24 protein-coding genes are annotated in these 24,628 nt (G+C 45.2%); 4 read left to right on the forward strand and 20 right to left on the reverse strand.

Going from position 1 to position 24,628, the window contains the following annotated elements; genetic code table 11:
* Positions 1-3: 3 nt before the first annotated feature.
* The 8 genes from trpA to KQI91_RS01025 all read right to left on the reverse strand — a co-directional run bounded on the left by trpA (position 4) and on the right by KQI91_RS01025 (position 8,017).
* Positions 4-777 (reverse strand): tryptophan synthase subunit alpha, encoded by a 774-nt coding sequence (gene trpA, locus KQI91_RS00990; RefSeq protein ID WP_216391022.1) that lies wholly within the window; start codon positions 775-777, stop codon positions 4-6.
* A complete protein-coding gene (trpB, locus tag KQI91_RS00995) occupies positions 770-1,954 on the reverse strand; it encodes a tryptophan synthase subunit beta (RefSeq protein WP_022387773.1) in 1,185 nt (394 codons plus the stop codon). The genes trpA and trpB overlap by 8 nt, the downstream gene beginning before the upstream one ends.
* Positions 1,955-2,010: 56 nt before the next feature.
* Entirely contained in the window at positions 2,011-2,646 is a 636-nt protein-coding gene (locus tag KQI91_RS01000) for a phosphoribosylanthranilate isomerase (protein WP_216391128.1), read from the reverse strand.
* Positions 2,647-2,666: 20 nt separating this feature from the next.
* Entirely contained in the window at positions 2,667-3,503 is an 837-nt protein-coding gene (gene trpC / locus KQI91_RS01005) for an indole-3-glycerol phosphate synthase TrpC (protein WP_216391023.1), read from the reverse strand.
* A gap of 85 nt (positions 3,504-3,588) precedes the next feature.
* Positions 3,589-4,599 (reverse strand): anthranilate phosphoribosyltransferase, encoded by a 1,011-nt coding sequence (gene trpD / locus KQI91_RS01010; RefSeq protein WP_216391024.1) that lies wholly within the window; start codon positions 4,597-4,599, stop codon positions 3,589-3,591.
* Positions 4,600-4,616: 17 nt separating this feature from the next.
* Entirely contained in the window at positions 4,617-5,192 is a 576-nt protein-coding gene (locus tag KQI91_RS01015; RefSeq protein WP_216391025.1) for an anthranilate synthase component II, read from the reverse strand.
* The gene (gene trpE / locus KQI91_RS01020; protein ID WP_216391026.1) at positions 5,189-6,673 is read right to left on the reverse strand and encodes an anthranilate synthase component I; all 1,485 of its coding nucleotides are present in this window, start codon (positions 6,671-6,673) and stop codon (positions 5,189-5,191) included. Before trpE ends, KQI91_RS01015 begins: the two co-directional genes overlap by 4 nt.
* Positions 6,674-7,192: 519 nt before the next feature.
* Complete coding sequence (locus KQI91_RS01025) at positions 7,193-8,017, reverse strand: HAD family hydrolase (RefSeq protein WP_216391027.1); 825 nt, start codon at positions 8,015-8,017, stop codon at positions 7,193-7,195.
* A gap of 225 nt (positions 8,018-8,242) precedes the next feature.
* On the opposite strand from KQI91_RS01025, the gene KQI91_RS01030 reads away from it, so the two are divergent.
* Positions 8,243-8,521, forward strand: coding sequence for a type II toxin-antitoxin system HicB family antitoxin (locus KQI91_RS01030; RefSeq protein ID WP_216391028.1), 279 nt, complete (start codon positions 8,243-8,245; stop codon positions 8,519-8,521).
* Positions 8,522-8,644: 123 nt separating this feature from the next.
* On the opposite strand, the gene KQI91_RS01035 is transcribed toward KQI91_RS01030, so the two are convergent.
* From KQI91_RS01035 to KQI91_RS01060, 6 genes are all read right to left on the reverse strand, one after another.
* Entirely contained in the window at positions 8,645-9,391 is a 747-nt protein-coding gene (locus KQI91_RS01035) for a Spy0128 family protein (RefSeq protein ID WP_216391029.1), read from the reverse strand.
* Positions 9,388-10,152, reverse strand: a complete 765-nt coding sequence (gene srtB, locus KQI91_RS01040; RefSeq protein WP_216391030.1) for a class B sortase — start codon at positions 10,150-10,152, stop codon at positions 9,388-9,390. Before srtB ends, KQI91_RS01035 begins: the two co-directional genes overlap by 4 nt.
* Positions 10,153-10,208: 56 nt before the next feature.
* Positions 10,209-11,258, reverse strand: a complete 1,050-nt coding sequence (locus KQI91_RS01045; RefSeq protein ID WP_216391031.1) for a DUF7601 domain-containing protein — start codon at positions 11,256-11,258, stop codon at positions 10,209-10,211.
* Positions 11,259-11,303: 45 nt separating this feature from the next.
* On the reverse strand, positions 11,304-11,762 hold the full coding sequence (locus tag KQI91_RS01050; protein ID WP_216391032.1) for an NUMOD4 domain-containing protein: 459 nt from the start codon (positions 11,760-11,762) through the stop codon (positions 11,304-11,306).
* A gap of 62 nt (positions 11,763-11,824) precedes the next feature.
* The gene (lepB, locus tag KQI91_RS01055) at positions 11,825-12,310 is read right to left on the reverse strand and encodes a signal peptidase I (protein ID WP_216391033.1); all 486 of its coding nucleotides are present in this window, start codon (positions 12,308-12,310) and stop codon (positions 11,825-11,827) included.
* Positions 12,311-12,324: 14 nt separating this feature from the next.
* A complete protein-coding gene (locus tag KQI91_RS01060; protein ID WP_216391034.1) occupies positions 12,325-15,237 on the reverse strand; it encodes an InlB B-repeat-containing protein in 2,913 nt (970 codons plus the stop codon).
* Between the two features lie 402 nt (positions 15,238-15,639).
* On the opposite strand from KQI91_RS01060, the gene KQI91_RS01065 reads away from it, so the two are divergent.
* The gene (locus KQI91_RS01065) at positions 15,640-16,134 is read left to right on the forward strand and encodes a DUF2798 domain-containing protein (protein ID WP_216391035.1); all 495 of its coding nucleotides are present in this window, start codon (positions 15,640-15,642) and stop codon (positions 16,132-16,134) included.
* 139 nt (positions 16,135-16,273) lie between these two features.
* Here KQI91_RS01065 and KQI91_RS01070 read toward each other — a convergent pair whose 3' ends face one another.
* The 3 genes from KQI91_RS01070 to KQI91_RS01080 form a co-directional block, all read right to left on the reverse strand.
* A complete protein-coding gene (locus KQI91_RS01070) occupies positions 16,274-16,642 on the reverse strand; it encodes a hypothetical protein (RefSeq protein ID WP_216391133.1) in 369 nt (122 codons plus the stop codon).
* Positions 16,629-17,420 carry a ParA family protein gene (locus KQI91_RS01075; protein WP_216391036.1) on the reverse strand — a complete coding sequence of 264 codons (792 nt, stop codon included), beginning with the start codon at positions 17,418-17,420 and terminating at the stop codon, positions 16,629-16,631. Before KQI91_RS01075 ends, KQI91_RS01070 begins: the two co-directional genes overlap by 14 nt.
* A gap of 183 nt (positions 17,421-17,603) precedes the next feature.
* Complete coding sequence (locus KQI91_RS01080; protein ID WP_216391037.1) at positions 17,604-18,197, reverse strand: ATP-binding protein; 594 nt, start codon at positions 18,195-18,197, stop codon at positions 17,604-17,606.
* 189 nt (positions 18,198-18,386) lie between these two features.
* Between KQI91_RS01080 and KQI91_RS01085 the strand changes: the two genes are divergently transcribed.
* Positions 18,387-19,070, forward strand: a complete 684-nt coding sequence (locus KQI91_RS01085) for a Crp/Fnr family transcriptional regulator (protein ID WP_216391038.1) — start codon at positions 18,387-18,389, stop codon at positions 19,068-19,070.
* A 41-nt stretch (positions 19,071-19,111) separates the two neighbouring features.
* Here KQI91_RS01085 and KQI91_RS01090 read toward each other — a convergent pair whose 3' ends face one another.
* Positions 19,112-19,618, reverse strand: a complete 507-nt coding sequence (locus tag KQI91_RS01090) for an NUDIX hydrolase (RefSeq protein ID WP_216391039.1) — start codon at positions 19,616-19,618, stop codon at positions 19,112-19,114.
* A gap of 119 nt (positions 19,619-19,737) precedes the next feature.
* Here KQI91_RS01090 and KQI91_RS01095 point away from each other — a divergent pair, with 119 nt between their 5' ends.
* On the forward strand, positions 19,738-20,925 hold the full coding sequence (locus KQI91_RS01095) for a M20 family metallopeptidase (protein WP_216391040.1): 1,188 nt from the start codon (positions 19,738-19,740) through the stop codon (positions 20,923-20,925).
* Between the two features lie 79 nt (positions 20,926-21,004).
* On the opposite strand, the gene KQI91_RS01100 is transcribed toward KQI91_RS01095, so the two are convergent.
* Both KQI91_RS01100 and KQI91_RS01105 read right to left on the reverse strand, forming a co-directional pair.
* On the reverse strand, positions 21,005-22,738 hold the full coding sequence (locus KQI91_RS01100) for an ABC transporter ATP-binding protein (RefSeq protein WP_216391041.1): 1,734 nt from the start codon (positions 22,736-22,738) through the stop codon (positions 21,005-21,007).
* Position 22,739: 1 nt separating this feature from the next.
* Positions 22,740-24,497 carry an ABC transporter ATP-binding protein gene (locus tag KQI91_RS01105; protein WP_216391042.1) on the reverse strand — a complete coding sequence of 586 codons (1,758 nt, stop codon included), beginning with the start codon at positions 24,495-24,497 and terminating at the stop codon, positions 22,740-22,742.
* Between the last annotated feature and the right edge of the window lie 131 nt (positions 24,498-24,628).

The following is a 24,628-nucleotide window of genomic DNA, read 5'->3' on the forward strand; positions in this document are numbered from 1 at the left end:
CCTTTATTTGATTGCATCTTTCATCGACTTCACATACTCTTTGATATACGGCACGCAATCCACCCCATGTGTCTCACAGAGCTTCACGATCGCAGACCCTACGATAACACCATCTGCCTGCTCTGCCATCTTCTTCGCCTGTTCCGGTGTGGAGATTCCAAAACCTACAGCACACGGAATATCCTTCTGTGCTTTAACAAGTTCTACCATGGCTCCGATGTCTGTGGTGATCTGGCTTCGCATACCGGTAACTCCAAGAGAAGATACACAGTAAACAAAACCTTCAGCCTCTTTTGCGATCATAGAGATTCTCTCGTGGGAGGTCGGTGCGATCAGGGAAATCAGGTCCAGACCATATTTATCTGCAACGGATGCAAACTCTTCTTTTTCCTCAAATGGGACATCCGGAAGAATCATTCCATCCATTCCAACCTCTGCTGCTCTCTTACAGAAACGTTCAATCCCATAAGAAAAAACAACATTTGCATAAGTCATAAATACCATTGGAATAGAACTGTTTTTGCGAATCTTTTCTACCATATCAAAGACTTTATCTGTGGTGACTCCACCGGACAGGGCACGCAGGTTTGCGCCCTGGATAACCGGTCCTTCTGCTGTTGGATCAGAAAACGGAATACCAAGTTCGATCAGGTCTGCCCCTGCTTCTTCCATGGCATAAACAATTTTTTCGGTAACATCAAGGGACGGATCCCCGCAGGTAACAAACGGGATAAATGCTTTTCCCTTCGCAAATGCTTCTGTAATTCTCTTATTCATGGATATCCTCCCCTCTGTAACGTGCGATCGCTGCACAGTCCTTGTCTCCTCGTCCGGAAATGGTGATAACTACGATCTGATCTTTGCGCATCTGTGGCACAATTTTTCTTGCGTATGCCACGGCATGAGCACTCTCGATCGCCGGAATGATGCCCTCTGTTCTTGACAGATATTCGAATGCATCTACTGCTTCATCGTCTGTGACCGGCACATATTCGGCACGTCCGATGTCATAAAGATGTGCATGTTCCGGTCCGACACCAGGGTAATCTAATCCCGCTGAAATGGAATAAACCGGTGCGATCTGACCATACTCATCCTGGCAGAAATAGGACTTCATACCATGGAAAATACCAAGTTTTCCGGTTGCGATCGTTGCTGCTGTCTCTGCAGTATTGACACCGCGTCCTGCTGCCTCACAGCCGATCAGACGAACACCTTCATCCTCAATAAAGTTGTAGAACGTTCCAATTGCATTGGAACCGCCGCCTACACAGGCAAGCACAGCATCCGGGAGTTTTCCTTCTTTTTCAAGGATCTGCTCCTTGATTTCCTTGGAAATAACTGCCTGGAAATCACGAACGATCGTCGGGAACGGGTGCGGTCCCATGACAGATCCGAGGACATAATGTGTATCGGAAATACGGTTTGTCCACTCTCTCATCGTCTCAGAAACCGCATCTTTCAGTGTTGCTGTTCCTGATGTAACAGCATGCACTTTTGCTCCCAGAAGACGCATTCTGTATACGTTTAATGCCTGACGTTCTGTGTCTTCTTTACCCATGAACACTTCACATTCCATTCCCATAAGAGCCGCTGCTGTCGCTGTTGCAACACCGTGCTGTCCGGCTCCTGTCTCTGCGATGACACGTGTTTTTCCCATCTTTTTGGCAAGTAAAACCTGTCCCAGAACGTTGTTGATTTTGTGTGCTCCTGTATGGTTCAGGTCCTCACGTTTCAGATAAACTTTGGCTCCGCCGAGATCTTCTGTCATGTGTGCTGCGTAGTACAGACGTGACGGACGGCCTGCATAATTGTTCAGTAAATCGGTCAGTTCACGGTTAAATTCCGGGTCATCTTTGTAATGATTATAGGCTTCTTCCAGTTCCAGCACTGCATTCATCAGTGTCTCCGGGATGTACTGCCCTCCATGTATTCCAAATCTTCCTTTTGACATTTATATCCTCCTCTGTGTCTTCTTTCAAAACACCTTGTTTCTCTACTATTTATTCTCTAATCCTGCCCTGCGCTTCTCACGATATCCGCTACCTTCCGGATCTTCGCCGGATCTTTCCACTTTTCTGTCTCCACACTGCTGCTTAGATCCACCGCATACGGGTGAATTTCCCGAATCGCCTGCTCCAGATTGGCGGCTCCGATTCCTCCTGCGAGGAAAAACGGTCTCCGGATCTCCGGGATCAAAGACCAGTCAAAAGTCTTTCCCGTTCCCCCGCCGCCCTGATCCAGCAGGATGTAATCTGCCGGGCTTTGCAACGCTTTCTCAATATCTTCGGCTGTTTTTATGGAAAAAGCTTTGATGATCGGCTTGTCTGTGTATGTTTTTAATTCTCTGATATAGGACTCATCTTCCTGTCCGTGAAGCTGTGCAAGTGCAAGTGTTCCGTCCTCCAGAAGTGCCCTCACCAGTTCCATCGGAGCATTCACAAATACTCCGACCGGCTGGATCTCAGGAGCCAGTTCCTTCACAAGTTCTCTCACCTGATCTGCCGTCACACTCCGGAAACTTCTGGGAAATTCTACGATAAATCCACAGTAATCCGGCTTCGCTTCATTGACTGCAAGGATGTCATCCCTGCGTCTGAGGCCACATATTTTTATCTTAGTCCTGATATAATTCCCAGCTGTCATTTCCCACATCTTTCTGTTTCTCAATCTTCAGTCAACGGTGCTCCATTCAGTTCTTCAAGTGCTGCTTTTTTGTCCGGGCTTCGCATCAGCGTTTCTCCGATCAGCACAGCTTCAATCTTGTTATCGTGCAGTCTCTGGATATCCTCTGATGTACGAATGCCGCTCTCTGAAACAAAGATCACATTTTCCGGTGCAAGTTTGCGCAGATTGATGCTGTTTGCCATATCCACCTCAAAAGTTCTGAGGTCACGGTTGTTGACTCCGATGATCCTTGCGCCACTCTTTAAAGCTCTTTCTACTTCCTCTGCATCATGTGCTTCCACCAGGGCATCCATACCAAGATCTTCTGCCATTTCCCGATATTCGCGAAGCTGTTTGTCATCCAGTAATGCGCAGATCAGAAGTACTGCTGCCGCTCCATAAGCAGCCGCCTGCAGGATCATATAGTCGTCAATAACAAAATCTTTTCGCAGTACCGGGATGTCTACCTCCGATGCGATCTCCCACAGATACTGATCAGAACCCTGAAAATAAAACGGCTCTGTCAGACAGGAAATCGCGGATGCACCGGCTGCTTTGTACTCTTTTGCAATATCCAGATACGGAAAATCCGGTGCGATCAGTCCTTTGGACGGGGATGCTTTTTTGACTTCACAGATATAAGACATGCCCGGTTTTTTCAGTGCCTGATAAAAGCTGTGCGGTGTTTTTGCCGTCTCAGACTGGATCAGCGGATTGAGGAGCATCTGCACTTTTTTCTGACGGATCTCATTGATCAGGTCCTCTCTCGGCATCTCTTTCTTGTCTTTTTCAATACGCTCTCTTGTCTTCTCGGCAATTTCATTTAATATATTCATAATAAAAAATTTCCTTTTCTATATAGAGTTCAGCTATCCGTTCCGTTGTCTCTCAGGAACAATACTGACTTTTCTATTATAGCACTTATGCGTTAGAGCAGGCGATAAACTCATCCAGTTTCTTCAGCGCTGCACCGCTGTCGATCAGCTCTTCTGCCATGCGGACACCTGCTTCCATTGTCTCTGCCTTGCCTGCGATATAGAGTGCGGCTCCGGCGTTGAGGCAGACAGCCTGACGCTTCGGTCCTTTCTCTTCACCTTTCAGGATCGCTTTGGTGATCTCTGCATTTTCTGCCGGGGTTCCGCCAACCAGATCATCTTTTGAGCATCTTGTATAGCCAAACTGCTCCGGCGTGATCTCATAGGACTGGAACCATCCGTCCTTGATCTCGCAGACAGAAGTCGGTGCACTCATGGAGATCTCATCCAGTTTATCCTGACCAAAGACTACCATCCCTTTGGTCACGCCAAGCTTCGCCATAACCTGTGCCAGAGGCTCTACAAGTGACTGGTCAAACACACCCATCAGTTCCATATTTGCTCCTGCCGGGTTACTCAGAGGTCCAAGGATATTGAATACGGTACGGATTCCAAGTTCCTTGCGGATCGGTGCCACATACTTCATTGCAATATGATAATTCTGTGCAAACAGGAAACAGATGTTGATCTTTTTGAGAAGTTCCGCACTCTTTTCGGGAGAGATCGTAATGTTTACTCCAAGTGCTTCAAGAACATCTGCAGCCCCACTCTTGGAAGATGCTGCACGGTTTCCATGTTTTGCTACCGGCACGCCGCCTGCTGCGATCACCAGTGAAGAAGTTGTGGAAATATTGAAGGAGTTTGCTCCGTCACCGCCGGTTCCTACGATCTCCAGAACGTCCAGATCATGCAGTAATTTGATGCAGTGCGCGCGCATTCCCGCTGCAGAAGCGGTGATCTCATCGATGGTCTCGCCCTTCATGGAAAGTGCTGTCAGATAGGATGACATCTGTACCGGTGTCGCCTGTCCGCTCATGATCTCGTCCATGACTGTTTCTGCTTCCTGATATGTTAAGTCTTCTTTTTTTGAAAGTTTTACGATTGCTTCTTTGATCATTTTCGTTTCCTCCTTGTCTACGCTCTTACAATATTTATGAAGTTTTCTACCATTTTTTTACCATCCGGTGTCATAACGGATTCGGGATGGAACTGTACTCCATAAATTGGATACTCTGTATGTTCCACTGCCATGATCTCGCCGTCTTCTGCCTCTGCTGTGACTTTAAGAACATCCGGCAATTCATCTCTTACTGCTGCCAGTGAATGGTATCTGGCTGCCTGGAAGCTGTCTCCCAGTCCTTCAAAAAGCTTGCTCTCTCCGACGGTGTAGATTGTTTTTTTCTTGCCGTGCATCAACTCTTTTGCATAAGATACTCTACCACCAAAGGCTTCACAGATTGCCTGATGTCCCAGACAGATTCCAAGAATTGGAAGTTTTCCTGCGAAATATCGTATCGCTTCGATGCAGATTCCCGCGTCTGACGGCTTGCCCGGTCCCGGTGAAAAAATCAGTGCTTCCGGTTTCATTGCCTCGATTTCTTCTACTGTATATTCGTCATTTCGAACAACTTTGATGTCCGGTTCTACGGAACCGATCAACTGATATACGTTGTAGGAAAAGCTGTCATAATTATCAATCAGTACGATCATTCCAATCCCTCCTGTGCTTTTTCGATTGCCAGAACTACGGCTCTTGCCTTGTTGCAGCACTCTTCGAATTCTTTTTCCGGAACGCTGTCTGCAACGATCCCTGCTCCGGAGCGGATGCAGATCTCGCCTTTCTTCTTATATACAAGACGGATTGCAATACAGGTATCAAGGTTTCCTGCAAAATCAAGATATCCGATCGCGCCACCGTAAATGCCTCGTTTGCTCTGTTCCAGCTCTTCGATGATCTGGCAGGCACGGAACTTCGGTGCCCCGGAAAGTGTTCCTGCCGGAAGGATGGAATCGACTGCATCTATCGCATCTTTGTCTTCTCTGAGTTCACCGGCAACTGTCGATCCGATGTGCATAACCTGTGAAAAATGCTCCACACTCATATATTTTTCCACTTCCACTGTTCCGATCTTACTGATTCTTCCGATATCATTTCGTCCCAGATCGACCAGCATGTTGTGCTCTGCAAGTTCCTTTTCATCTTTCAGAAGTCCCTCTTCCAGTTCCCTGTCTTCCTGCTTTGTCTTGCCTCTCGGTCTGGTTCCTGCCAGTGGAAAAGTGGTAAGTTTTTTGTCCTCCAGTTTTACCAGCGTTTCCGGTGAAGCACCTGCAAGTTCGATGTCATCACTGGAAAAATAAAACATATACGGTGACGGATTTGTTGCTCTCAAGACTCTGTAAGTATCAAATAAACTTCCCTCTGCTTTTGCTCTCATCGGGTTGGAAAGCACCACCTGGAAGATATCGCCTTCATGGATATAATGTTTTGCTTTTTCTACCATTCCACAGTATTTTTCTTTTGGGAACTGCGGTCTGATCTCGGATGCAAGTTTCAGTTTCCGGAACTCTTCTTTCTCTCCGTTTCGAATCAGATCTGCCATTTCCTGAAGTTTTTTCTCCGCTTTCTGGCAGGAGTTTTCCAGGTCATCCAGCATGACTCCTGTGATCAGAAGCACCTTCTGTCTGTAATGATCAAAGGCGATCACCTGGTCAAAGAGCATCAGGTCCATGTCTCTGAAATCCGGATCTTCATGCTCGCCAAGCTTCAGTTTCGGCTCGCTGTATTTGATGTAATCGTAGGAAAAATATCCGACCAGACCGCCGGTAAATGGTGGCATATCTTCCATCACCGGACTCTTGTATTCCTTCAGGATCTCTCTTAAAGTGTCTCCCGGATGTGCAACCTGCTTTGTGATCTCACCCTGATCTTCACCTTCCGTGTGACGGATCTTCATTATTCCATCCGTACAGGTAATCTCCATGACCGGCTCATATCCGAGGAAAGAATAACGTCCCCATACCTCTGTCTGACTGGCACTTTCAAGCAGATAACAATGTCTGCTTGCCTTCCTCAAGGTTCTCATGACCTCCACCGGTGTATATCTGTCTGCGTATACTTCCCGGCAGACCGGAACTCTTTTGTACTGTCCTTTTGCTGCGATCTCTCTGATGTTTTCTATCGTAGGATACATGGATCTTACCTCCTTGTGTATTGTTGTCAGGGCAAATAAAATCAAAGCGAACAAGTCCACTTCAAATTTTTACTTCATTGGAACATTACGAAGTAATTTCCTATAAAGTAAAAAAAGCCCGCCCATGACAGAATCTGGTTTCTGTCAAGGACGAGCGTTAAACTTCACCCGCGGTGCCACCTTGATTCACGGAATGACCCGTGCACTTTGCGGAATACCTGCATATTCCCGGCAACTGACGTATGCCCTACGTCACAGAATACTAAGTGTAGCTGTTCATTTCATTCACAGAAACTATTAAGCCGCTACCTTTCCCTGTGCCCTCAGCGGTCCATTTAACAACCTGCATTTCCACCCGGCTCTCACCCTCCCGGACTCTCTGTGCGCGCATGATAGTTTTTATCTCCGCTTCAACGGTTTAATTAACTAAATCGAATTTTCTATAAAATATCATGATTTCTTTGCATTGTCAATGGATATTTCAAATAATTTGCATTTTTATCATCATTTTTTATCTTTTTATGTTTGAAGAAATTGCAGAATCCCTTTCGCCACGCCGTCATTTTCATTTGTATCTGTCACATAAGGAGCTGCCTTTCTGCAGTTTTCTGTACCATTTCCCATCGCCATTCCATACTTCACTGCGATCAACATACTGATATCATTGTCCGCATCACCAAATGCCATTGCCTCATCCGGTGAGATCTCCAACTTTTTCATAAGCCACAGAAGTGTCTTTCCTTTTCCCGCATCCTTGTGACCGATTTCCATAAGATTCGGTACGGAAGAGGTCACATAAATATTCGGAATTTCTTTATCCAGTGACGTATATAACCGTTCTTTATCTTCATAACTGCACACAAAAGAAATGCTGTCCAGTTCTTCTGCATGCTCACCTGCAAATCGACAGATGTCTTTTACCGGTGTTCGCGTTGCTTTGATATAACGTGCACCATATTCTGTAGCAAGATATGGCAGCGGATCTCTGACATACTCCTCTTCTGCATAGGGAATCCCATCAATCACCACTTCCAGAACCATATTTTCTCTTTTACGTACGGCAATAGCAGCCTCTACCGATTCTTTTTCCAGAAGGCACTGATAAATCCGCCTTCCCTCACTCACGGAATAAACTGCTCCCCCATTCGCAGTTATCACATATTCCACACCCGGATAATTCCGCACGAATTCCGGTATGGAATGAAAAGATCTGCCGGTCGTCGGCACTATATGAATCCCGCGCTGCACTGCCAGATCCAGTACTTCTTTTGTTTTTTGCGATAATTCTTTGCGATCTGTCAGAAGTGTTCCGTCAAGATCACTCGCGATCAGTCTGATACTCAATTTCCTTCTCCTTCGCATTCTGTGTCAACTATGATACCCTCAGATTGTTGTGTACTGTGCACTTTTCCAATCCTGTTATCCACTATTATATAAAAAACACCTGCTTTTTTCCACTCAGAATGCATGATTTCCTCTTTTAAACTGTGGAGAATATGCTATACTAAAGAACTAGAACAGATTAAGGCTGTTTTCCGGACAGCAAATGCAAAAAGGAGCGTATCCATTATGAAATTTATTTATCCTGCGGTTTTCCGCAAAACAGACAAAGGCACTTACAGAGGTTTTTTCCCTGACCTGGCAGAATGCTATGGCGAGGGAGATACACTGGATGAAGCCATTGAGGAAGCCAATGAAGCTGCTTACAACTGGATTTCTCTGGAACTTGACGAAGACGACTGCCAGCTTCCGCCAGTCTCTGACGAAGATGACCTGGATCTGGAAGAAGGCGACATCGTAAGAAATATTTCTGTGAATATCAGATTTTACGAAGGCTGGGATGAATGATCATTCCCGCCTTCTCTGTTAAAGGAGTATGCCTTGGAAAAAAAGAACTTTTTCGGATTGGTGAATTCATCACAGAAAAACAGATACCGGTGGAATCATAAACCCGCCGGTATCTGTTTTTTGTTACCTTTTCTGTTTCTTTCTGAGAACAATCACAGCCGCTGCTGTCACACCAGACAACAAAAGGATTCCTGCAAATACCTCAAGCGGAGTATTATCTCCCGTTTTTGGACTCTTCACTGTTTTTACACTGTGTGAAACAACAGTCGTGGTCGTTGTTCCACCGGAATTATTTCTTCTGACCGGAATGACCGTCGCCGTTGGTTTTGGAGTATTGGTCGGTTTCGGTGTACTGGTCGGTTTTGCTGTCGGTGTGCTGACCGGAAGAAGCCTGTTCGTAAACAGGATCTGATCTGTCTTATCCAACATTCCATTCTTTACTGCCCAGATTTCTGAAGTCAAACCTCCACGATCATCATTGATGATACGCACCATAACTTCATAAACATTCTCATCATATTGCAGATTTTTCTGCGTTCCCTTTATCTGCACGATCTGATAGCGATATTCTCCCGGTACCTGATAATTCATGACCGCAAACGCGCCACTTCCTTTACCGTCCACAGTCTGAATACGGATCATATCTGTTTCCGGCATCGGGCTTCCGGGCTCTTCTGCCCTGATTTCAAATTCAAACTCCAGATTACTGCCGGCTGTACTTTTTTGTCCTTCCACTGCAACAGATACGGGAAGTACAACTGAGCAGCCGTTTTCCAGCGCCTCTGCCATGATCTGAACCGGAAAGAGCAGAATCCCGATCAGGGCCGGGATGCAGACCAGCCTGCATAATTTTTTTAAATTTTCTATCATGTCTGATTCACCTGCTTTTCTTTTTCCAGCCGCCCAAATACAATTACACGGCCATTTGTCTCTGCCTCCATGCAGGTTGACAGTCCGATCAGACTGTCTGTTTCCTTTATTCCGATGTCCCGGTACTGCACTGCATTCTTCCTGATATAGTCAAGCAATTCTTTCATGCCTGATATTTCCCGGGATTCGGGATGATAAAACTTCCTGTCATATGCGTCTGTCTCCACACAGGCATACAATGTGATCTCTGCACTGCCTCCTTCTGCAAAAAACAGTCTTCCTGTCTGATGTTCCTGGAAATATTTCTGTTCCGTAAAGCTGGTCACATCTCCAAACATCGCTCCGTTCGCCATATGATGACCATACAGAAGCGTATAGCTGTCACTGAAATCACCCGCATTCTGACTGTCCATAAATATGGACCCGGACAGAGCAAATTCTCCATAAACATCTTTATTCACATATTCCATATCATTCTGTCCCTGCACAACCGGATAATCGATATGTGTCCCGTCTATCGTCAGCCAGCCACGGACATCCGGATTGAGTTTGCAAAGTTCCTCCAGACTCGCCCCGTCATCTCCTTCTGACACAGAGGGTTTATATCGGATCAGATCACCGGAGACGAACGCTCCTCTGTACAGCATGGCAGTATCCCAGAGAGAATATCCCCCATACAGAAGCATGACCACGACCAGAACTCCAGCCACCAGACTGATCAGCCTGTCTCCCGCTTTCGCTGCCAGAATAACCACTTTCATATCTCCGGTGCCTCCCTTTATCTCTGCTGCTTTCTGGCAGGCAGAATCATATTTTTTTATTTATTTTTTCCGAAATGTCTGACGCGAAGGAAACCAAAACCAAGGATAAATGCCACTGCTACCATGATTGCATACGGTGCTACATCCATCGCAATGCCGGTTGGTGTAGGAACATCCTTATCATTCGTATAGTTCACATTGGTATCCGCAGTGATTGATCCGCTCTTCGTGCCATCCTCTGTAGCAGCCCCGTCGATCGTTGTGGTATATCCATCTGCATTTGCTTCGGTTTCTGTTACGGTATAAGTGTCCCCTGCGGAAAGTCCGTAGATTTTTGCACTCTGTCCGTTTGACAGTGTAAATGTTTTTTCGCTTCCGTCCCACTCCTCTGCAATCACTGTGCCATCGGAATATGCCACATAATATTTTTCCCCTGTATCACTTGGATCAACACTGATCTTAAACTGGAATCCATGAGATTTATTTCCGATTTTACCGGTTACTTCTTTGGCGATCGTCAGGTCATTAATGTTCTCTGCTCCGCCATGTTCATACGTATTGGTAAAGATTCCATCATCTTTGGCCCATGCTTTCGTCTCAAAGCAATAATTGAACGTTCCGTCAGAGAATTTATATACATCAAAAATCTTGGTCTCCTTAGAATACCCCACTCCATCGAATTTATCGGTCGGTGTCACCTCAGATACCTCATAACGGTAAATTCCCGGAGCTGTAAATGCATCTTCATTTACGGAGAGTGTGGTTGTTCCTGTCAGCGTTGTCTTTCCGATATCATTTGCAGACGGGCTAAATGAAATCGAATCCTTTCCATCTGCAAAAGTAACACCACCTGCCGGTCCTGCATAAACCTCTCCATCGCCACTCGCCGATCCCGGTACGATCTGGAACTGGAATGCGGTATCTGGTGCATAGGCATAGGCATATTTACTGAGTTTTTTTGTAAGCGTTACGTTCTGAACCACCTGAGCCTCTTCGCCACCTGTAGTGCTATCAGCTGCCATAACCGGCAAAGCCAGTGCCGTCATCATTGCACCTGCCATCATCATTGCTGCTACTTTTTTTGCGGTTTTTGATCTGCGCATCATACTTATGTCCTCCTCATTTCCTGCTCTTTACAGTTTTCTGATTCACTACATCTCAGCCGCTTTCTGCTGAAACTCCCCTTCGTATAAATTTTTTTCTCTCATATCTCTCTGCAGTTCTTCAAGGAACTGCCGGATATAGAGAATTTCATCATTCCGGTTGATTCCTTCTGCCTGTTCTTTCTCAAAAAGATTCAGATTCTGCAGAAGTGTGCTGCGTACATTACAGATTGCTTCACCGTCTCCGATAAAGCCTCTGTACAGCCTTCTTCCCGCTTCGTTCTCCGACATATGAAATGCCGCGGCATACAGTTTATGAAGCATATAGGTTCTGCGGCTGCCCTCTTTCCAGAGTGCAATATAACGTGTCCCTTTTTTTGTCTTTGAGGACACCACTACATGTGTGGAAACCTTTCTGCCATCAATCCCTGTTCCATCTACCCTGCGCACAACTGCATCTTCATTTATCTCATATAATCCTTCATATCCTTTTATATCCCGCCACATACTCTCACCTTATCCTGCCTTCCGTATTCTTCTTTTTCCTTTTACTGCTCTTTTATCAACATTCATATTTCTGACCGACGAATGATCGTGATTACTTTTCCTTTTATTTCCTTCTCACGGACTGCACCAAACAGGCGGCTGTCTTTTGCCCCCTCCCGGCTGTCGCCGAGAACAAAATACTGATCTTCTGCCAGTGTCAGCGGATACTCCACATCTGCATCATATGCCGGTGTACTGTAAAAAATATTCCGTTCTGAAAGTGTACTCCCATTGACCTCCAGTTCCGCGTTATCCGTAACCTTCACAGAATCTCCTCCCTCAGCCACAATTCTTCCTGTATACTGTCTGCCATCTTTCTGAAACACGACCACATCCTGACTTTTGAGATTTTTGTCCAGTCTGTAATACAACATCAGATCACCTGCACAGATTGCCGGACTCATATCTGCATTCGCCATCGGTGTGATTCCGAATACTACTCCGAAAAGCAGCCAGAGCACCAGTATCAGCATACCCAGTCTGATCAGAAAATTCCGAAGTATTCTCATTCCATTTCCACCTGTTAATTTCTTTTTCGCCTTGGAATCAGAAACAGTGCTGCCATTCCCATGCCTGCCAGGGACATTGTCGCAAACGGCATCGGATCATCTGCCACGCCTGTCGGTGTCGGTGTTTCCGGTTTCCACTGTGCATACAGAATGTTTGTGTCTGCATCTACTGTGTCTACCTGAATCTCCTCGCCTTTTTGCAGAAGCACACCGTCACTTCCGTCCACAGATGTACTCCAGCCGGCAAAATAGTAACCCTCTTTTTTCACATCCGCGGCATCCTTCTCAATCTGATAGCGACCATTCGGAACACGAATCTCCACCTGATCCTGTGCCTTAAGCTGACCGTTCTCCATACCGCCGTTGTAATCGTAAATAAGCGTAGTCTCTCTCATTTTCGCCCATTTCGCATACAGGATCACATCTTTTTCCGGCATACGGAATTCATTTCCCGGATAATAATCCTCACCGGATCCATCTGCCTCCGTATTCCAGCACAAGAATCCTTCTGATTTTTCCGGTGCATCCCAGCCGTCCGGAACATCGATCATTTTTGCCTTTGTGCCACCGGCATATCGCTCTGTATCCAGCAGAGTTTCCGCCTTTCCCTCAGAATTGTTTGCGTCATAGGTCAGCGTATAACTTCCTTCATTTGCCCACTGTGCATACAATGTAAGGTCATCTACCAGAATCTGGTCAAAATTGAATGGATGTTCGCCTTTTTCATCCGTTGTCCAGCCAACAAACTTATAGTTTGCTCTGGTTGGATCTTCCGGTTCTGCGACTGCCTGATTTGCTTCCAGTTTCTGTGCATCCACACTGGTTGCTCCTTCTCCGGTAACAAATGTGACTGTGATCGTCTTTGGCATCCACTTCGCATAAAGTGCCAGATTGGAAGCCGGCATTGTTGCACCCTCAAACTGGAATTCGGCCCCGTCTTCACAGCCAGGAGTGGTATACCAGCCTGCAAACACCGTCATATATTCCGGTAGCCCGGCTGGTCTTTCCGGTGTCCAGTTCTGATCGGAAATGCTCTTTTCGTAGCGGATTCCGGAGACCTTTTTTACCTGCCTGCCATCCGCATTAAAAAACTCCAGCGTGTAGGTTTTGCGGTCATAATAGAAATTGTAATCATCGTAATAAGTCACCTGGCCATTCCAATGTGGTCCCGTATGACGGTCTTTACTCTGATTATAGACAAACCCTTCGATGTCCTTTGCTATAAAACTCGCTGCGGTATTTGCTTTCTGGGTATATGCCTCAATCTCTGTATAGTTGTCATCCTCTACGTTCTGTGTCCAGTAATGCAGGGTGACTGTATGCAGATTGTTCTTCCAGCTTCCGGTATAGGACTGCGTTGTACCATCCTTCTTATTTGAAATCAGCTGTTCCGTCACATTCCATCTTTTGGAAGAATTTCCGCTCGTACTGTTTCCGCCGTACCAGCATTCAAAATATTTCGAATAGTTTCCATCCATGTTGGATGCTGTTGGCCATTTATCTGCAATGTACTCTCCAAATCTGGCAGTGAACTGATAGTGTGTTCCAGAATTGGTATACGTGGTTCCGCCAATCGTCATGGTTGCTCCGGAATAGTCCCGGCCGCCATTCAGATTAAAATCAAAGGTGTAAGTATTTCTCGCATACCGTACATTCAATACTGTTGAGCCGTCCCCTTGTATTTCCACATCCTGTGTGGATGCAGCGGAATCATAGTGGAAATAATCATAGCTTTTCTTATTTCCATAAGTATCTGCCGAAATCTTCTTTCCGGTTGTGTCGCTTCCTGACGTCTGACTGTCATAGTCATATTTTCCCTGTGTCAGTGTCTCCTTCCAGTAGATGACTTTGTAGCTGGCGCTACCTTCTTTCCATCCGGCATATAAGGTAAGATCACCGTCCAGTGTCTGCCCGAAAACGTAGGCCTCTGTACACGCTGCATCTGTAAACCAGCCTGCAAATGTGTAACCGGCTTTTGTCGGAGCAGTTGGTTCCTGTGAATTTTCTCCGTAATATACCAGCATTGGATCAACTGCTGTACCACCATTCGATGCAAAACGGATCCAGTTCGCTTTTTTTACAACCGGATATAAGGAAAATTCCCCTTCTGTTTCTGCGATCAGATGTTCCGCATCCGGCTCCTCTGCTGCAGGGTCTGCTGACCAGCCGATCAGTACATATCCTACTTCTGCTTTGTAACCGTAGCTTTCCGTCGTCGGAAGGATCGTCTCTCCATCTGCAAATGTCTCCGTATGAAGAATCCGGTCGTTTGCCTCGCTGCCTGCCCTGTAGTACACATAATGTACATTGCTGAATTTCGGAACCAGATTGATGACCACATTTTCGTTCAGTTTACCGTCTGTCTTTCCGGCCAGCTCTGCACCATTTTTTGCAAAATCCTCTGCCGTAAACTCTGTTCCATCCTCCCGGAACCAGCCCAGAAATCTTTTTTTGTCTGCATTTTCGCCTGTTGCTGCAGGTGTCTGCGGTTTCTGAAGCTGTTCTGTTTCAGACAGGATCTGTGTACTGACAGGATTTCCGCTTTTATCTTCTGTTCCATAAAAATTGCAGGTCACTGTAAAGTGTGTTTCCGGATCTGTGATCACATAAAGAGACTGCACATCCACCTGCGCTTCCTGGGCACTTTCCGTTGGCACTGTCGCATCCGTTTCCGGCTCTGCACTGACCTCTGCCCCGGCTTCCGGCTCAGAAAGATTTTCTTCTTCCTGTACTGTTTCTCCATTTTCCGTCTCCTGGATTTCCTCGGAAAGCACTGGCTCATCTGATGAAACGGTTATACCTGATTCTTCATTTTCTGAACTTTCCAGATCCTGTGCAAAAATCTGAGGATCTGCCTGACAGATGAGTGAGAAAACCACAGCCAACGTCAACAGGAATGCTGCTATCTTTCTCATCCTTTTTAACATTCCGTTTTCTCCCTTCCTCCTTTTCCATATTTGTCATTCAGAAATCCGAACTTTGCTGTGACTTTATTTCGTTTTCTGAGACACCTACATTTTAGCAACAGCACCCTGCTCCGACAACTTCCAGAATTACATCCCAGAGTGCTAATTTTACAAACTTTTTTTGTGTTAAACGGTCAACATTCGCCCGTGTTCCACAGAACATCTTCTTTTTTTATCCCCATTTACAAAATACATTTTTCAGTTGACATTCTTTTTTCCCTGTGATAATATAATCCACGCAAAATTGAATATGGTCTAATTGGAAACGCACATTCTCCCTGAATGATTAACGAACAACACATGCTCACGTTACTTACTATGAACAGTAGTGTATTAATTCAATCATTTTAAGGAGGATTTTTTATGCCTAAAAACAAATTTCAGGAAGTAATTTTTACAGTCATCATGGTATTCTTCATGGTCTATTTCATGATCTGCTACAATATTGTTCTGAATACCGGTGCAATGACCAACAGTGTATTTCTTTCTGCATTTCATGAACTGATCATCATGGGACCGATTGCATTCATTCTCGATCTCTTCATCGTCTCCAAGCTCGCATTTATGTGTGCATCACGCATGGTAGATTTCCGCAACAGTCATCCATTCAGCAAAATCCTTGCAATCTCCGTTGCCTCTATCGCACTGATGTGCCCACTGATGAGTCTGGCTGCAACAATTCTTTTCAAAAATGCCGGAAATCAGTTTATCGCTGTCTGGTTCCAGACAACTGCATTGAATTTTCCTGCAGCATTTTTCCTGCAGCTCATCTATGTAGGACCGCTTGTCCGCTTTATTTTCAGACATATTTTCAGGGAAAATGAAGCCGCACAGAACGCAGCAGCTTCTGTAGAATAAAACAGCCTTTCAGGCAATAAGAATAAGAATATTAAAAAATCTGGTCCGCAGGAATCACAAACGTTTCACTGCATGACCAGATTTTTATTTGCATTTATTCAGAATATTGATCCGTAAGCTTCTGATAAATAAGCTTTGATTACAGAAGATAAACCGGAAGTTCATCTTTGATGTGAACCGGACCGTTCACTGTTTCCGGCTCTTTGCCTTTGACAAATGCAGCCTCCAGCTCTTCTGTGTTCTGCGGTGTAAGAACAGATGTCTTCACTGCTTTTTTTGCAGAAGCTTTTCTTGTGGTTGTTTTCTTTGCAGTTGTTGTCTTTTTCGCAGCTGCAGGCTTCTTTGCTGCTGTTCTCTTTGCAGGAGCTTTCTTTGCTGCCGGAGCCTTCTCTGCTTCTGCCATGGCCGGTGCTTTTACTTCCTCTGCCGGTTTTGTTTCTGTTTTTGCTGTTGTGTTTTTTGCATCTGCGTTTGCAGCACGCAGGATGCTGTCTTTACCTACTGACACGATTCATTACCTCCTCTGCCAACTCTGTATATTCTTTTGCACTTCTGCTGGACTTCTTGTATTCCACGACCGGAACACTGTTATCCTGAGACCATTCTACAGAACTGTCCACACGGATCACATGTTCAAATACATGAATACTCTCCAGCTGATGCAGTGTTTCCATCGTCTGTTTGAAGTAATTTTTGCGGGTATCCACTTTGGTCACAGCAATTCCGGCAACCTCTAATTCAGGGGAAATCTGCTTCACTTCATTCAGAAATTCGAACATATTTGCAAGACCAAACATGCCCCACGGGCTTGCCTCTACAGGAATGATCACCTTGTCTGAAGCACACAGGATATTCATGACCCAGCCACCAAGTGTCGGCGGTGCATCGATCAGAATGTAGTCATACACTTCTGAATCTTTAATCTTCTGAAGACATTTTCGAAGGATAAACTCTCTCTGCCACTTGGTAAAAAGTTCATACTCTATGGAACTCATCAGTGTCGATGACGGAATCAGATCCAGATTTTCGTATGGTGTATGCACGATATAATCTGTCAAATCTTCCTGTTTTCCAATTGCATGATACAGGTTCTTCTCCCCCTGTGCATGTTCCAGTACCCAGTCTTCCGGAAAGAACGCAAGAGACAGGTTCAACTGCATATCGCCATCCACCAGCAAAACTTTTTTTCCGGCACGCGCCATCGCCGCACCAAGGTTTGAACAGGTGGTTGATTTGCCACTGCCGCCCTTGTTATTGGTAAAACAGATCGTCACAGTCTTTCCCATCGAAATTCCTCCATATAATGTCCTTTTATTACTGTCCGAAGATACCATTAACTTCAAAAACAATAACAATCTTTTCTATGTCACATTATACGAGATTTGGTCGAAATTAGCAATGTTTATTCCTTTTTATTTCTATGAAAATCCAACTGCAAAAAGTATTCCGAAAAACTTTTCTCATATGTTTCAGCTGAGAATCTTTCCATCCACAGAGATAGTCGTTACCTGCCATGGAATGAATTTCCCACTGTTCTGAAGTGCTTTTTTTGCTGCCATTTCCAGACCTCCACAGCACGGAACTTCCATCCGGACAATCGTTACACTGGCGATGTCGTTACTTCGGATGATCTCTTCAAGTTTCTCACTGTAGTCTGCAGAATCCAGCTTCGGACAGCCTACAAGAACAATCTTTCCTTTTATAAAATCCTTATGAAAATTTGCATAAGCATAGGCTGTACAGTCCGCTGCGATCAAAAGTTTCGCACCGTCAAAATAGGGTGCCCGCGTCGGGACAAGCCTGATCTGTACCGGCCACTGCTGAAGAGGGCGCTGGTTTTCCAGAACCGCTTCTTCATCATAAGCCGCAGCTTCTCTTTCTACAAATGTGATCGCGCCGGTCGGACAGGACGGTAGGCAATCGCCCAGCCCGTCACAGTAATCATCCCTCAGAAGCTTCGCCTTTCCATCCACCATTCCAATCGCACTTTCATGACATGCTGCTGCACACGCTCCGCATCCGTTGCATTTCTCTTCATCTATCTGAATAATTCTTCTGATCATAAAAACCTCCTGCTTTGTATTATTATCTGTAAAATAATTTCATATTATCTTTCAGGTCGTTGTTTTTCATACCTTGACCTTACATCCACAGGATACTAAAATAAAAAGAAAAAATATGTGGTTATAACCACAAACAGATAAAAAAGAGTTTTAAAAAATGAAATCTTATTTATAAAATGGAGATTATTTATGAATCATAAAGCAAAAAGCGGATCAAACTACGAACTGATTTCCAGAACTGCACTCTTTCAGGGGTGTTCCCCTGCAGAAACAGAAAAACTTCTTACCGGCATGCAGTTTTTTACAAAAACATATAAAAAAGGAGCTTCGGTCTGTCATGCCGGAACTCCTGTCTCTGATATCGGAATCGTTCTTTATGGTAGCGTTCAGATTGAAAATAACGACCTGTGGGGAAACAAAAATATCATCAGTCTTGTACAGCCCGGAGAAGTTTTTGCCGAAGCATATGCCTGTGTCCCGGGCGAACCTATGATGGTGGATGTCATCGCCATAGACGACTGTGAGATTCTCTTTTTGAATGTTCCCGTACTGTTCCAGCTTGCCGCCTCCGGCAGAGGAGAATATTCTGTACTGATCCGTAATATGACCATGATCAGCGCACGCAAAAACCTGCTGCTCTCCCGCCGCATGCTGCACACCTCTTCCAAAAAGATCCGTGACCGCCTGCTTTCTTATCTTTCCTATCAGTCAGAACTGCAGGGCAGCCGCTATATCGATATCCCCCTGAATCGTCAGCAGCTTGCTGACTATCTCAGTCTGGACCGAAGTGCACTCTCCAAGGAGCTCGGTAAAATGAAACAGGACGGACTGCTTGATTATCATAGAAATTCTTTTATCCTAAAAGAGGTATGATCCTCCCCACATCTTCCTGCTTTTCTTGCTTTAGACAACGATTATTCGAATTCAAATGCCCTCTTAATGCTTTCATAATGAAGGAATTTATCCTCTGCCGCAAAAGCTTTGATCTGCTCCGGCGTTGCAAACATATAGCCGTCTGTTTCTTCAGTCTGGAGTTTCAGATCTTTGTCATCAATATCCATAACAAAGCGGTACACATCTACAAAATAATTATCGCCTTCGCCTGGATTTTCACGCTTGTAAGTGAAAAGATATCCGCCTTCCGCATTTCTGGCATCCAGTCCGGTCTCTTCTTTTACTTCACGGAGAACTGCTTCATAAGATTCTTCTCCTGCCTGCGCCGCACCCCCGGAGACCTCCCAGCTGCCCGGTGCCCACGCTTTGGTCATGACACGTTTCGTGATCAGAAAAGTTCCATCCGGTCGTGCCACCACACCGAGTACTGTCAGGTGGTATTCTCCATCTTTCAGACACCAGTCGTTACGTTTCATGGTACGCCCTGTCGGTTTCTTATCTTTATCGTAAATATCCCAGAATTCCATTTTCATTGATCTCCTTATTGCGTTTTCTCTTGTTTGTTTTATAATAAATAATAATTTATGACTTTATCATAGCATTCTAAAGAAGTTATTGCAAACAATTATATGAAAGGGAATTCAGCATGAACTTTAAAGACACAGCCGAACAGAATGAAGCCTGGATCATTGAACAGCGCCGCTATTTCCATGCGCATCCGGAGCTTTCTTTTGAAGAAAAAAACACAACTCAGGAGATTGGAAAACGTCTGGAAGAAATGGGACTTACCCCGCATTATTACCCGGATTACAACGGACTCTGGGCAATGATCAAAGGCGGTAAAGCTACATCTGAAAGTAAGACTGTTGCACTCCGTGCAGATATTGATGCATTGCCGGTCGAAGAGCATACTGATCTTCCATTCTGCAGCCAGAACCCAGGTGTTATGCATGCCTGCGGGCACGACTGCCATATTGCCATGCTCCTTGGCGGAATCCGTATGCTGATGTCTCAAAAAGAGGACTTAAAGGGTAATGTAAAGATCATTTTTCAGGCCGCCGAGGAATCCTGTCACGGCGCAGAATATTATGTAGAACATGGTTTTCTGGATGATGTCGATGCCATTTACGGAACACATATCTGGGGTGATCTGGATGCTCCGTATATGAATTTTGAATCCGGTCCGCGTATGGCAAGCTGCGACAATTTCCGCATTGAAATAGAGGGAGTTTCTGCCCACGGTTCCACCCCGCATCAGGGTGTGGACGCGATTTTGACCGCTGCTCATATCATCACTGAGATCCAGGCCATTGTCTCCCGCATGAATGATCCACTGAATCCCCTGGTCGTCACTGTAGGAAAAATCACCGGCGGACAGCGTTTTAACATCCTTGCCGACAAGGTTGTTATGGAGGGAACCACCCGTACCCATTCCCCTGAAATGCGTAAAAAAATAGAGCCCCTGCTCCGCAAAATCGCTGAAAATACAGCCGATTCCATGGGAGCAAAGGCTACTCTTACCTTCGAATATTTTCCAGCTCCGATCATCAATGCCCATGAAGATCTCGTCCGGATCGCCAGAAATGCCGCCACCAAAATGTATGGACCCGATGCGCTGAAACCATTTCCCAAGATGATGATCAGTGAAGATTTCGCATATTTTATGGAAAAAGTACCGGCAGTATTTGGTCTCGTCGGAAGTCAGAATAAAGAACTTGGCTTCACCGCCAAAAACCATAATGACCACTACACCGTAGACGAATCTGTCCTCAAACGCGGTGCTGCCATGTACGCACAGTTCGCGTATGATTTTCTGGAAGAAAAATCAGAATGAGTATCTACATGATCCGCAGACATGCAGACGCTCCTTTTCGCATCGAAAATCGGAGCAGTCATCTAATCCGATGTATTGCTTATAATTTCCACCCTGCTGCCTGCATCTGTGTCTCCATCATGTGCTGATAAATTCCGTTCTTCTTCGCAAGCTCTTCCGGACTTCCCTGTTCTGCAACAACACCGTCTTTGAGCACAACGATCTTATCCGCATCCGCTACAGTACGCATTCTGTGTGCGATGATCATAACCGTTTTATTCCTGATCAGACGTGACAGTGACTCCTGAATCAGAGTCTCATTATCTACGTCAAGGGAGGCAGTTGCCTCATCCAGAAGGATGATCGGAGCATCTTTAAGGAATGCTCTGGCAATGGAGATCCTCTGTCTCTCACCACCGGAAAGTTCAGATCCGTTTTCACCGATCATGGTATTCCAGCCATTTGGAAGTTTCTCCGCAAATTCATCACAGTGAGCCAGTTTTGCCGCTGCAATGACTTCTTCATCAGTCGCATTCTGGCGGCCGATACGGATATTTTCCATGATCGTATTATTAAACAGTGTGACATCCTGGAATACTATGGAATACAGTGACATCAGTGTCTCCGGATCGATCTTTGAAATATCCATCCCACCAACTTTGATACTTCCTTTGTTGATATCCCAGAAACGGGAAGCCAGTCTGGAAACCGTCGTCTTGCCACCGCCAGATGGTCCGATCAATGCCGTAACCTCACCCTGTTTTGCAGTAAATGTCACATCTTTAAGAACATCTTCTCTGTCATTATAGGCAAATCCAACATGTGAAAAATCGATATCAAATCCATGATTGGACAGTTCCATCTTTCCAGTCTGAATATCATGAGAAAGGATTTCATCCATACGTCTGCACTGAATATCCCCGGAAATGATCGCAGCCAGATTCTGCAGAGAAATCTGCATCGGATCATATAATCTGGAAACAAGAAGCAGGAACATGAAGAATGTCAGCACATCCAGTTTGCCCTGTGCAAGAAGAACGCTTCCCACCAGTGCAGTCGTCGCAATACCAAATTTGAGAATCATCTGTGCACTGGATACAAACACAGCTGTCGTAAGTTCTGTCACAATTGCATGCTTCTCTACTGCTCTGATCTTGCCATCCAATCCTTTAATATACTCTGCCTCAGCGTTGTTTGCCCTAAGATCGCGAACTGTTTCCAGACACTCCTGAATACCGTCTGCACACGCCATCTTAAGTTCCATCTGCCGGCTCACTGCACGTCTCTGTACATTACCGGAGCATGCCACGATCAGGAAAGAAACGGGAAGTACCCACAATGCCGCGATTGCCATTCGCCAGTCAAAAAAGAACAGGCTGACAGCCACAATAGCAGTAGAAATGCATGCTCCGACCAGCTCCGGTATCCAGTGTGAGGAGGCCGTTTCCAGTGTGGCACAGTCTGCCATGATCGTACTGGTCAGGTCCGAAAGATCCTTTTTTCCAAAGAAAGAAAGCGGAAGCTTACGGAGCTTTTCTGCCAGTGTGATACGCCGTACCCCACTTTCTACATAAGTACTCAAAAAGGTGGCATTATACTGAATATATGTTGTAACTCCAATCAGGGCCAGGCATACCAGACATCCGGCAGCAAACAACATTCCTTTGCCTTCCAGCGTACCTGCCATATAATTTTTGACTAGCATATACAACATTCCTACCGGAAACATCAGAACAATGTTTGAAATCGTTGCACTTATAAATGCATGGATCATATCCGTTGTACCCTGTTCCGAAAGAGCATATTTGTGCTGTAATTTTTCTTTAAATGTCATATCATGCACCTACCTTCCAGCATACTGACTGATTATATGCATTCCACATATGTGCATAAAGTCCGCCTTCTGCAACAAGACTTTCATGTGTTCCCAGCTCCTCGATCTCGCCGTCTTTGAGTACGCAGATTCTGTCTGCATCCACGACTGAAGACAGTCTGTGCGCGATCATGATAACTGTTTTTCCCTCAGATAATCTTGAAAAAGCGGCCTGCACTTTTGCTTCATTATCCGGATCGGCAAAGGCTGTTGCCTCATCCAGAATCAGAATCGGAGCATTTTTAAGCATGGCTCTTGCAATAGAAAGTCTCTGTGCCTCTCCACCGGAAACATAAGTACCTTTACTGCCGATCACCGTATCAATTCCTTTTGGCATTTTCTCAATAATATCGTCGCACTGTGCATTCTTTAATGCCTGAAGGACTTCCTCTCTTGTCGCGTCTTTTTTGCCCATGCGCACATTATCATAAACAGACATTTTGAGTAGTCTGCTGTCCTGAAATACAAAAGAGACCTTTTCCATCAGCTTCTCTGACGGAATATCACGTACATCCACTCCACCGATATGTACAGTGCCTTCTGTCGCATCAAAAAAACGTGCAGCCAGACTTGCAAGTGTTGTTTTTCCTCCTCCGGAAGGTCCTACAAATGCCACATGTTCACCGTCTTTGATATCCAGACTGATCTGATGCAGAGCATCCTTGGAAGCTCCCTCATATCGAAAAGAAACCTGCTCAAAAGTAACCGAGCTGTCTTTTGTCTCTTTTCCATTTTCTGCTTCCGGAAGCGGCTGTCGATCCAGAATACTGTCGATCCGCTCCAGTGCATCTGCTACGATCATCTGGTTTTCGCTTGCAAACATAATCTTATTCAGTGTTACTGTGATGATCGGCGTAATGATGATATAAAACAGCAGATTAAGGAAATATGCATCGTTTGCCGTAAAGAAAAATGCCGTGGCGATCAGTACAGAAAAAACCGCATTGATAATAGTCGTATAAAGCACCATCGGCATACGCAGATCCTTCGTATAAGAAATCGTCCATTTCTCGTATTTTTTAATAGATGTCTGGAATCGTTTGAAAGAAAATACAGACTGTCCGAAAGTTTTTACGACTGGAATACCACGTACATATTCCACTGCCTCACTGGACATCTCATCAAGTGCATTCTGATATTCTTTCATCTTTTGCTGCATTTTTTCACCTGTCATAGAACCCATGATAAGAAATGCTGCAACAACCGGAATAAGGCTCAAAAGTCCAAGCCTCCAGTCAAATGCAAGAAGCAGGACCAGCAGGCCTACCGGAGTAGCATAAGCACCGGTCTGGTCCGGAAGCTGATGTGCCAGATATGTTTCTGTAGCAGCACTGGATTCGTTGACGATCTTGCGGATCTTACCACTTCCCTCTTTGTCCATAAATCCCATCGGCAGTGTCACAATATGGTGCATCATCTGAGAGCGCATTTCCGCCTGCACATGGAATGCCGCAATATGCGAGCAGATCAGGGAACACACATAAATGATCATGGACAAAAGAGCAAAACCAACCGCTGACCATCCATAAGCTCTCAGATTCTGTGCCTGACTGTAATCCGGTGCCACTGCCAGAACTTCTTTAATGATCCTCCAGATAAAATAGAACGGCACCAATGCGATCCATGCACTGACCGCCGACAGTATCCAGGAAAGAATCGTCAGATATCTGTAGCTTCCTGCATACTCAAAAAGTCTTGATAAAGAACTTTTTTTCTTCATAATATCCTCCCTTCCAAAGTCCAAAAAGTCCGGGGACGAAGTTATCCATGCTCTGAACTTTTCCTTATTCTTTTTATCACATAACACTTACTCAGATTATGCATCACTGACTTTTATTAGTGTCAGCTAAC

This window comes from Blautia sp. MSJ-19 (genome assembly GCF_018918125.1).
In the GTDB taxonomy this organism is placed as follows: Bacteria; Bacillota; Clostridia; order Lachnospirales; family Lachnospiraceae; genus Blautia_A.